At 43.3% G+C, this 8,557-nt stretch carries 12 protein-coding genes; 2 read left to right on the top strand and 10 right to left on the bottom strand.

Annotated features, from left to right (window positions below; genetic code table 11):
• Positions 1-204 (top strand): hypothetical protein (locus B3157_RS03485; RefSeq protein WP_292588869.1); only part of this gene is annotated, 204 nt, incomplete at its 5' end.
• A gap of 126 nt (positions 205-330) precedes the next feature.
• Here the strand turns inward: B3157_RS03485 and B3157_RS03480 are convergent.
• The 10 genes from B3157_RS03480 to B3157_RS03435 form a co-directional block, all read right to left on the bottom strand.
• Entirely contained in the window at positions 331-720 is a 390-nt protein-coding gene (locus tag B3157_RS03480) for a preprotein translocase subunit SecB (protein WP_349680358.1), read from the bottom strand.
• A gap of 33 nt (positions 721-753) precedes the next feature.
• Positions 754-1,161 carry a helix-turn-helix domain-containing protein gene (locus tag B3157_RS03475; RefSeq protein WP_292588867.1) on the bottom strand — a complete coding sequence of 136 codons (408 nt, stop codon included), beginning with the start codon at positions 1,159-1,161 and terminating at the stop codon, positions 754-756.
• 39 nt (positions 1,162-1,200) lie between these two features.
• On the bottom strand, positions 1,201-1,548 hold the full coding sequence (locus tag B3157_RS03470) for a hypothetical protein (RefSeq protein WP_292588865.1): 348 nt from the start codon (positions 1,546-1,548) through the stop codon (positions 1,201-1,203).
• A gap of 1,112 nt (positions 1,549-2,660) precedes the next feature.
• Positions 2,661-3,155: a hypothetical protein gene (locus B3157_RS03465; RefSeq protein ID WP_292588863.1), complete on the bottom strand. Its 495-nt coding sequence runs from the start codon at positions 3,153-3,155 to the stop codon at positions 2,661-2,663.
• 37 nt (positions 3,156-3,192) lie between these two features.
• Positions 3,193-3,573, bottom strand: a complete 381-nt coding sequence (locus B3157_RS03460; protein ID WP_292588861.1) for a hypothetical protein — start codon at positions 3,571-3,573, stop codon at positions 3,193-3,195.
• Complete coding sequence (locus tag B3157_RS03455) at positions 3,573-4,346, bottom strand: TIGR04255 family protein (RefSeq protein WP_214061149.1); 774 nt, start codon at positions 4,344-4,346, stop codon at positions 3,573-3,575. The genes B3157_RS03460 and B3157_RS03455 overlap by 1 nt, the downstream gene beginning before the upstream one ends.
• Before the next feature lie 774 nt (positions 4,347-5,120).
• A complete protein-coding gene (locus B3157_RS03450; RefSeq protein WP_099831069.1) occupies positions 5,121-5,486 on the bottom strand; it encodes a protein-export chaperone SecB in 366 nt (121 codons plus the stop codon).
• A 79-nt stretch (positions 5,487-5,565) separates the two neighbouring features.
• Positions 5,566-5,997, bottom strand: a complete 432-nt coding sequence (locus B3157_RS03445) for a helix-turn-helix transcriptional regulator (protein WP_292588856.1) — start codon at positions 5,995-5,997, stop codon at positions 5,566-5,568.
• A 15-nt stretch (positions 5,998-6,012) separates the two neighbouring features.
• Positions 6,013-6,438: a hypothetical protein gene (locus tag B3157_RS03440; RefSeq protein ID WP_292588854.1), complete on the bottom strand. Its 426-nt coding sequence runs from the start codon at positions 6,436-6,438 to the stop codon at positions 6,013-6,015.
• Between the two features lie 649 nt (positions 6,439-7,087).
• Positions 7,088-7,870, bottom strand: coding sequence for a tetratricopeptide repeat protein (locus B3157_RS03435; RefSeq protein ID WP_292588852.1), 783 nt, complete (start codon positions 7,868-7,870; stop codon positions 7,088-7,090).
• 205 nt (positions 7,871-8,075) lie between these two features.
• Here B3157_RS03435 and B3157_RS03430 point away from each other — a divergent pair, with 205 nt between their 5' ends.
• A complete protein-coding gene (locus B3157_RS03430) occupies positions 8,076-8,432 on the top strand; it encodes a four helix bundle protein (protein WP_214060034.1) in 357 nt (118 codons plus the stop codon).
• The last annotated feature ends 125 nt before the right edge of the window (positions 8,433-8,557 follow it).

Here is an 8,557-nt window from a genome sequence, read left to right as displayed (position 1 = left end):
GACGGAATCCTAGACGAAGAACCAAGAACCTGGACGCGTAGCGTCGGAACGAAGAACCGTTCTTCACGAAGAACAGGTCCTCGCTCTGGAACGAAGAACGAGTTTTCCTCGGAGGACGGTGGACCGTTGACGGACAACGTGGTTTTGAGCAGCGTTCAGCCTTCAGCGGCTAAGACAGTAATTACAGTAGGATTCTTACACTAATTCAAGCGACTTCTCCTGGGAATCCCCGCATAAGCAGCCGCTTTTTTCAATACAAATATCCTCCGGCCATATCATATGATCAATCGAGAAGTTCGATGAAAAGCTGAGGAAGCGTATATAGACTCTTTACTTTTTTTCTGCTTCCGAAGAGAAACGTGGATTCATAAGTGGAATGACTATTGGAGGTGTAAGGCCTGCCTGCCCTGTAAACGATAAAATAGCTGCGCGTAGTACTGGCAGAAGTATTGAAGTACCGCTCTCAGCAACCATTTTTTCTAATGCCTTTTCTTCGAGGGTTTCTTGGCATTCGAAGACACCCTCCATGCTTGCCTTTATCGTAAGATAATCTGTCTCATCGGCTCTACCAAATGCTGTTAGAGTGAGCGCAAGAAGACAGTTCTTCCTACCGTCTTCTTCGATAATTCTCGTCTCTCTACCGAGTTCAATAGATATCACGATCTCATTTTGTACTGGAGTGTAGGAGAAGGAAAACTCCTTTATCAGATATCTTTTCATTTGAAGTATCGCTTGTTCCACTCTATGCATTTATCAAGCCGCCTCACTCGGTTTCCATCTAAAATAGCTTTTATTATTCTTCACCGAAATTACGGGAATATATATAGGAATGTATTTTATTACCTCTCTTGTTATTTCGGTTTTTCTGTCAGTTATTCCAAGATCTACATTCAGTCTTCCTTCAAGACAGGCAGAGATCTTGACAAGAGTCTCTAAGCTAAGATTCTCTTCTCCACGTTCAATATTTGAAACGTATGGCTGCTTAAAGCCTAACAGCTCACCCAATTGTTTCTGCGAAAGACCTCTTTCTTTTCTGTAGTTCATTAACTGACTGGCAACTTGACCCTTAATCCTACCTATAGCGAGAGAATCTTCAACATTGTAGGTCTTGGCAACTTGGTCAAGAAACTCACCGAAAGATGAATTCCTCTTGATGGCCATTATTTCACCCCTTTCGAACTTTGAATCCTTTATTATCGCTCAACCATTTATCCGCCAGACTTTCAGCTTGTTTAACTGCCTTAACATAATCTGCTGAGCTTTTCTCAATGAACACCATAAGCAAAACACAGACCTCTTCAATACCATTGCTGGGAAAAAAACACAAACAACGAACATCAATCCTTTTCTAATCAGCGTAATGCTGTTAATGCTCGTACCATGCAACTTTTCCAGTAGACCGGACTTTCTGACTCCTATAGGCCCATCTCTTTCAAGTACCTCTTCGAAGAAACCAAGCTTGTCCATAACAGGAGCTACCCTATTATTATGCTTGTCCAGAAAATCCAGAAAACAGGAATTGAAGCTTTCTGATCTTATGATTCTCATCGCACACCTCATTTATAACCTATAACTTATGTAATTATGATTCGAGGGAATTACAATCACGGTTGATTAGGTTAAAGTATGCACGTTTATTCTCATTATTCTTCCGCTTTCTCATGCATGCAGTTTCCTGGGCGACAAGAAACGGCATATACTGCACTATTGGCTAGCAGTGGTTCGCGTCTTTGACTGCCAATGTCTCACCAAACCTCAGAGCGAAGAAGCCAAATAACACCCCTTCGCATTCATACATCCCCCAAACGCTTACGCAACTGACCTCGGGTCCGTCCCTGGCAAAAAGAACACTGAAGTGAATTCTTTCACTTCGTGGCCGTTTCTTGCCATATGGTTGCAGTAATCTTCTTGAGTCAGTCTCTGAATGTCTCATGATCAAGCAGTTGGACCTTGACATTTCTTCGCAGGTTTTCCCGGAACCCCTAATGCTAAGGATCTCGTAGGCTCTCTCCCTGATTTTATTGCTATCCTCCTGAATTTAATTACGACACGTCTGTTATTTTACATCACTAAACATTCAGAACAAAATACACTAATATGATGTGATTATTAGATAGTTAGCCTTGTCAAGCCCTTAAACTGACAACAGTGATCGTTTTTGGAAGAGACCGCGGCCCTCTTCAACCTTGCGAATCTCACTTAGTTTGAGGGAAACAATCAAATTGGGAATCGCCTCAGTTCACATGGGAATTCATCAGCAGAACCAGAACCTGCCTACGACTTGCAGAACAAAACTTCTCGTTTGCAGAATGAATGGCAACCATTTCAGCTATGCATCTCACTGGAGAAGAGCCGCCTTCTTCACCTTTCAGAATCAGATGTTAGCCTCCTTTACCAGACAAACCCTTCCAAGAGAAGACTCATCTTTGACAGCAAGAAACCCAAAAGGCGCTGAAGAAGGGCTAAATGAAAAGGAAAGCCAGACGTACCACCGCGTTTTCAAATAACCGCGCGTTTGATTCGTTGAGTGTCTTAAAGACCCAGCCCCAGCTTAGGGTTTTCTTTTGCGGGTCCTGTTTATTGCCCTTCTTTAAGAAAGAAGCTCCTTCCGAAAAAACAGAAGAAATGAAGTAGTCAGGTTTTCAGGTCTTGAATCATTTTCATTTAAATCTAGGAATATCGGCAGGTAGTCCTACTCTCATGAAAAATCTCGCGAAGGCCTGGGCGAGGTGTTCTCTGTACGGAGGAAGCAATCGAAGCCGGTCTCCTTGTCTTCTCAGATGTTCTATCAGAAAGTCATAGTGAACACCGTAAACGTTTCTAAAATCAACTACCAAGAAGTCCTCAGTGAACTTGTCAATTTCGCTCTTGTTCAAGAGATGGAATGCATGAAGATGCCCCCTGCGAAGATCTTCCTTTCCAGAGCTCTTTCTGAAGTGAGGAACTGAATTCTCTATTGCCCTTAAGGGCCAAACCGGACAGACAAGAACCAGGTCAATCTTCTTGTTTGCTAGGTCACAAGACTGACTCATGATCAAAACATCATAAGTAATCACATCGGCCTCGACCTGTTTGTATTCCTCGATCGTAGCTGGTGGAACAATAATTGGGCATGAGTACGAAATCACCTTGCTCTGGCGGCTGGCCTTTCTCAACCGTTCTATACCAGGGATACTCTGCCATCACAATCACCTAGAACAAGTCAACGTCATCCAGTCGATTTGGCTGACCTTTCTTCACGTTTCTAATGGTCAATCTAATCTTGTACTTTGCTTTCGGGGGAAAATGGCCTGGCAGAGGCACAGAATTTCTAGCTTCTCTCACACTGGGAACGATTTCTGAAGTTCCTGTCTCCGAGAACCAGACAGGAAACAATGTATCAAGCACAGTACCAGCGTCGGCAAAACCACTTGATCCGCAACCCGATTCGATTATCCTTGAAGGATTCAATGTCTTGTAGAGTGCTGATTCTGGGAATTGCCTAAACAAGACAGAGGAATTCTCGAAAACTGACGAAGCAGTCCCGTTTGGCAATACATAGGAATCGAATTCTCTAACAGTAATAGCTAACATCACTGAAACCTCCTGAGTAAATCACCTTCAATCAACCCAAAGAACCAATCGTCCGCCAAAGAGTGAGCTTCAGAAACCCATTTCATGATTCTCACAACCGGACTGAGAGCTTCGTCGGAGATCCTTACAATCTGGGTATCCCAGAGCAGAACATCTCTCTCACCTTTCTTGGCTCGCATTACCCGGAAATTAAGTTGACTATCTTCTTCCTTTGTCGGAAAAGCATACCTAAAATCAAATGCAGTAGGGTTCTTGTCTAAACTGCATTTCTCAAAGAGTTTGTTATCTATCCCAGCGTTCACTTTCAGATTCCTCTGCAAGAAGCAAAACAAGTCTTCCGAAGTGTAATCAAAATCTATTGCATCAATATATCTGAGGGAAAGCATATTAACCTTCAGGTTGATGTCTGGATCTGGATAAGACTCGAAGAAATCTTTGATCAAGCGGCTAATCCTGCCTCTGAAATCATCCCACGAATAGTCTTCAGTCGCATTCAGCGTGATAATTCCGGGTCCCAACTGCACCAAAGGCCAACACGCTTGCCCTTTTCGGAACTGGTGCTGAACAACAAAAGGCGCCATTTCATCAGGTATAGAAGCTGATGGAAGCTGTTCGTGAAAAGGATATTCGTCACGAATTCTACTGTATAGGCTCCCCAAGACTATCCTATAATGCGGATCGATTATCGATCCTGACTCCTGGGTTTTCAGAGCCCAGCGCAGCTCAAATATTGCCTCAACTAGAGGTTTGTTCTTAAGAATTGGCCACTTCATGTTAAACACCAATCTCATACAGAAAATACTTGCATTCTGGCTTATTAATATATTATCATACGTTACTTCTCTCCCGGATTTCCAAGCCAATTCCCAGATGATATAAGTCAGCAATTAGAGAAGATCTCGAAGAATTCTGAAGAAGAAAAAGACACGAACCTCAACAGAATTTTTTTCTCTGGAAGGACTGAATTGCAGTCGTCAACCATGTCAAAAGATAGATAATTATCATCAAGATCCAAATAGGGAGAAAAAAAGACTGATCTCAACTCAAAATACGAAGTCCCTATTTTCGAGAAAAGTCAACACTGCCCTTTGACAGCAAGAAACCCAAAAGGCGCTGAAGAAGGGCTAAATGGAAAAGAAATCCAGACGTACCACCGCGTTTTCAAATAACCGCGCACATGATTCGTTGAGTATCTCAATGGCCCCACACTCGATTTGGAGTGTTCTTTTGTGGGTTCTGTTTATTGTCTCATGAGAAAAATGAAATCCTTCTGAAAGAAGGGCCTCTACTGGCGGCTGCCCTGTACAGCGGGGTTTGATTTTCAGTGTCGCCATGTTCTGGCGAAAGACGGTCTCAAGTAGACGAGTACCTAATCAGCAGTAATTATCATAGGATTCCACGCTGATTTCGAGCGGTTTTCTCCGGGAAACCTCGCGCAAGCAGCTGCTTTCTTCAATACAAATATCCTCTGGCTATATCATATGATCAATCTAGATGTTCGATGAAGGCGAGCTAGCTGATATGACCACAGAAGAATACTGATCAGATTATTCCCTATTCTTTTCTTTTTTCTCTGACAAGGTGTTTTTTGAGAGTGACTGAGGCACATTGATCAAAGGTATTCTTATAGGGGGATTCATTCCAGCCTGCGAAGTGAAAGAGATAATAGCGGCCCTAAGAAGAGGGATCAGAGTTGCGGTCCCGCTAATCATGCAAAAGTCTTCGAATGTTTTGTCTTCCATATTCTCGGGAGCTTCAAACCTACCCTTGATTGTTGCATCGAGCTTCAAAGCCATCTTTCTTCCGCTTCGACCCCTGACTTTGACTGAGAGAGACAACAAGCCGAGGAGGCAACCGTTATCGGCACGCCCATATTCAAGCTCTGGATCATGCAGGTCCAGCGAAATTGACATGTTTTTGACCCCCTCCTGGAGAGTAAACGAAAAATCAGAAATTCTGTGCGCCAAGAAACGGAACTCGGCATTCACTGGCTCAGGCACTATTCTTCATCCCTTTGATGCTTTGATTGCCAACGTACTCCCATATTGAGACTCGCTCTTCAGAAGAATCTGGAATCGAAGTATCATCTTTGAAGTCAATCTCAAGAGATACACGACCTCCGAGTTTGTTGACAACGTCAAAAAGCTTTCTTATTGTGAAGTTATAGTCGCCACTTTCGATCTTCGAGACCATTGCCTGGCTGCACTCTAGTTTTTCTGCCAGCTCCTTTTGTGAAAGGGATTTATTCGCCCGATAGTTAATAAGAGCTGCAGAAATATCCGTCATGACTCCAATCAAGTTCAACTCAAATCTCGTGTCATCGTCTGCCGACTCTAACAACAGTTCGCTGTCTCTCTTGAACACAGGCTCTGGATTTTCAGTATTCATTCTTCTCTTTCTATCGCCTTCAACCCATGAAAACATAAACAACTACACCTCCTAAAACTTGCATACATTGAATCCCCGACCGGTCCATTCACAAATCCTCGACTTCAGTCTCTCGATCGCCTTCTCATACTTTTCATCGGACTCATCAAAGAAGACAAGATAAACAATAATCTTCTTATCATTGAAGAAGCAGAAAAGAATCCTTGCGTTTTCTGGATCATTCCTCTTCGTCTCTGTAAGATGAAGAGAATATATTGAATAACTGGTCTTCGTACGTCTCAAAACCTCCAGGCGGGAAGATCTTCGCGGTTTTGCAAGTTCCGTTTTCAGATAATTCTCCCCCGCCTTCTCCAGCAGCTCGGTGAGCAAAAACCTTTTCTTTATCAGATCCTTCTTTCTGGAGGGATTCTTTCCTACGTACTTGTCAAATTCCCTCTGCATTCTTTCGTCGGATAAGACATCGATCTTTCTCTCCATCTTACCTCTATTTATAACTTATAAGTTGTATTATTGTAAGAACGATCCGTAACGATTATTACTCGTTACAACCATCTTGGGTCAATTAATAAGGCATTGCTCGCGATATCAAATGATTTCCATGAGCTTTCGGGATGGTTTAAGTAATCCTCTTGAGTTGATCTCTGGATGTAGAATAATTGGTAAGTTGGACTTCAACATTTCCTCTGCAACTGGTTTTCTCTTCGCGAGAAACCTTGAATATTCACTAAGTTCCATTGATTGCAACAAGCACAAAGCACTTTCTTATTGCGAGATATTCGCAAGTTAATATCTGTAGCCGGGCCAGTTGATCTACTTTCTCTTACTATCGAAAGTTGTTTAAGCAGACGGGCATAGTTCGCCTCAGTTCACATGAGAATTCATCAGCAGAACCAAAACCTGCCTACGACTTACGGAATAAATCCCAACGATGTCAGATATACATTTCATAAACTGTTGTCGAATTTCTTTACCAAGAAGAGATCGTTCTGAACTGAAGACGTTTGTCCCAATGATAGACAATTGAAGTAGCCGGGCGGGCGCCCGGCTTCGGTTCAGCTATGTGAATATGCAGTGGGCAAAACGAATCATGTTACCCTTTGACTGTTTGCTATTCTCCGGAAAGCATCTACTGAATAGGGTTTGCTTTGGTCACCTGCTGCGTACCTGCAATGGTGTGCTGATTTTTTCCCACCCATTCCTCAATAACCTCTCTGGCATCATCAAGATCAGCAATAGTAATCGATTCGCCGAGTTTGTCTTCGTAGAAGTTCTGAAAGCTTGATCCTCTGGAGCTGGAGAGATCGAGGATCATACCTGCTATGATGTATCTTCTGCTTTGCTCTGGTTTGTCGAGGTTCTCGAGTGCCTTGCCTGCAAGAAAGTAGCTTTTCGGAGTCCGGGGATCGAGCCTCAGCAGCTTCTGAGCCCATGCGAGGGCATCGAGAGGCCTGTCAGTATCGAGATAGAGATAAACAAGCTCTTCCACAGCTTTCATGTTGTCTTTGTCTTCCCAAAGAGCAGCCCTGAACATAAGTTCGGATTTGTAAGGCTTCTTTCGCTTCTTGTAGATCTTTCCGAGGAAGACCATTCCTTCTATGTCATTCGGTTTCCTGGAATAATGCTCTTCAATGAGAGACTCTGCAGTCTCTGTGTCATCGAAGAGATAGGCGATATGCCCCAGATCCCACAGCTCTTCCTCGTTCAGAGTTACCCACCTTTCGAACTCGCTCGCAACTGATACGCCTTTCTCAGCCTCAGAAGCGCATTGACTACTTTCTCCATTTAGAACTGTTTCTGAAACACTCTCCTTCTTTGAGAGATCGTTTATTATCTCGCGATAAAGCTTGCCCGCTTCTTTCCAACTTCCATCCAGAAGCAGAGCCATCGTCTTGGTTATTCTGTCTTCCATGATATTTCTCCTTTCTGTAAATTCAGTTGCAAGTTCTGAGTTACAAGTTGCAAGGGAAAACCAGTTCCAAGTTCTGAGTTGTGAGTTGCAAGGGAAAATCCAGTTGCAAGTTCTGAGTTGTGAGTTGCAAGGGAAACCAGTTGCATGAATCGATGATTTCGGCGAAACTTTGATTGATCATCATTCAGAAAAGGAGGTTCTAGCTGTGTCGACATCTTTCAAAGATCTTCTTGTATGGAACGCCAGTATGGATTATGTAACCAGCATCTACAAGATAACTAGAGACTTCCCGGATTCTGAACGTTTCGGTCTCGCTTCCCAGCTCCAAAGAGCAGCGGTATCAGTCCCCTCGAATATCGCCGAAGGCTCCGGAAGGTATTTCAAGAAGGAGTTTGTTCATTTTCTTTATCAGGCTAGAGGATCTCTTCTCGAAACCTTCACTCAGATAGAAATAGCCTTCAGACTTGGTTACATCACTGATCAAGTTCGAGACCAGCTCATCGAGACCGGAGAGGAGATAAGTAAAATGCTCAATGGCCTCATAAAATCTCTCAAAGACTGATCTTTCAGCGGAGCTAGGCTCATGAGCAGTTCTAGATCCCTTCTGTTGTACAGTTCTTCTTTCTTGCAACTGAGAACCTGCATCTTGGAACTGCTCTTAATCTTCTTTTCGTTCTTCTTGCAACT

It is taken from the genome of Mesotoga sp. UBA5557 (genome assembly GCF_002425715.1).
In the GTDB taxonomy this organism is placed as follows: Bacteria; Thermotogota; Thermotogae; order Petrotogales; family Kosmotogaceae; genus Mesotoga.
Note: the sequence above shows the minus strand (reverse complement) of the source record. Positions and strands in the feature narration are given on the sequence as shown.

Excerpts from the sequence above, each read along its gene's own strand:
- B3157_RS03480 (WP_349680358.1), bottom strand. The coding sequence starts at position 720 with ATGAAAAGATATCTGATAAAGGAGTTTTCCTTCTCCTACACTCCAGTA.
- B3157_RS03475 (WP_292588867.1), bottom strand. The coding sequence starts at position 1,161 with ATGGCCATCAAGAGGAATTCATCTTTCGGTGAGTTTCTTGACCAAGTT.
- B3157_RS03470 (WP_292588865.1), bottom strand. The coding sequence starts at position 1,548 with ATGAGAATCATAAGATCAGAAAGCTTCAATTCCTGTTTTCTGGATTTT.
- B3157_RS03460 (WP_292588861.1), bottom strand. The coding sequence starts at position 3,573 with ATGTTAGCTATTACTGTTAGAGAATTCGATTCCTATGTATTGCCAAAC.
- B3157_RS03455 (WP_214061149.1), bottom strand. The coding sequence starts at position 4,346 with ATGAAGTGGCCAATTCTTAAGAACAAACCTCTAGTTGAGGCAATATTT.
- B3157_RS03450 (WP_099831069.1), bottom strand. The coding sequence starts at position 5,486 with ATGTCAATTTCGCTGGACCTGCATGATCCAGAGCTTGAATATGGGCGT.
- B3157_RS03445 (WP_292588856.1), bottom strand. The coding sequence starts at position 5,997 with ATGTTTTCATGGGTTGAAGGCGATAGAAAGAGAAGAATGAATACTGAA.
- B3157_RS03440 (WP_292588854.1), bottom strand. The coding sequence starts at position 6,438 with ATGGAGAGAAAGATCGATGTCTTATCCGACGAAAGAATGCAGAGGGAA.
- B3157_RS03435 (WP_292588852.1), bottom strand. The coding sequence starts at position 7,870 with ATGGAAGACAGAATAACCAAGACGATGGCTCTGCTTCTGGATGGAAGT.